Origin of the sequence: Desulfobulbus alkaliphilus (assembly GCF_016918545.1) — a bacterium.
GTDB lineage: Bacteria > Desulfobacterota > Desulfobulbia > Desulfobulbales > Desulfobulbaceae > Desulfobulbus > Desulfobulbus alkaliphilus.
Genome location: NZ_JAFFQC010000216.1, coordinates 1 through 455 on the forward strand (window position 1 = coordinate 1; position 455 = coordinate 455).

At 68.6% G+C, this 455-nt stretch carries 1 pseudogene; it reads left to right on the plus strand.

Going from position 1 to position 455, the window contains the following annotated elements:
- Positions 1 to 455: pseudogene (locus JWG43_RS20820) on the plus strand (alpha/beta hydrolase); the annotation flags it as partial.

The window sequence follows — 455 nt, forward strand, 5'->3', positions numbered from 1 at the left end:
ACATGGCCCAGGCCCTGGGTCTGGCCAAGATCGACCTGTGGGGCGGATCGTACGGGCCGCGCATCGAGGCGGCGGTGATCACACACCAGCCCCAGATCGTGCGCGCCGCCGTGATGGACAGCCCCTGGCCGCCCGAGGGCAACTGGGCCGTCGGCACGCCCGAACAGGTCTCGGCGGCGGTGAAAATCATCCTGGCTAAATGCGCGGCCCAGGCGGCCTGCGCGGCGCAGCATCCGGACCTTCAGGCGCGGTTCGAGGCCGAGGCGCGCAAATGGCTGGCCGGGCCGGTGAAGGGCAAGGACGGGCGCACCTTCAACGTCGACGACCTGTCGGCCTTTCTGATGGACACGACCTATAGCGCGACGGGGGTGCGCAGCCTGCCGGTCGATCTGGACAAGATCATCGCCGGCGACCTGACGCCGGTCGCGGAGATCGCCGAAGATCGCACCTATTAT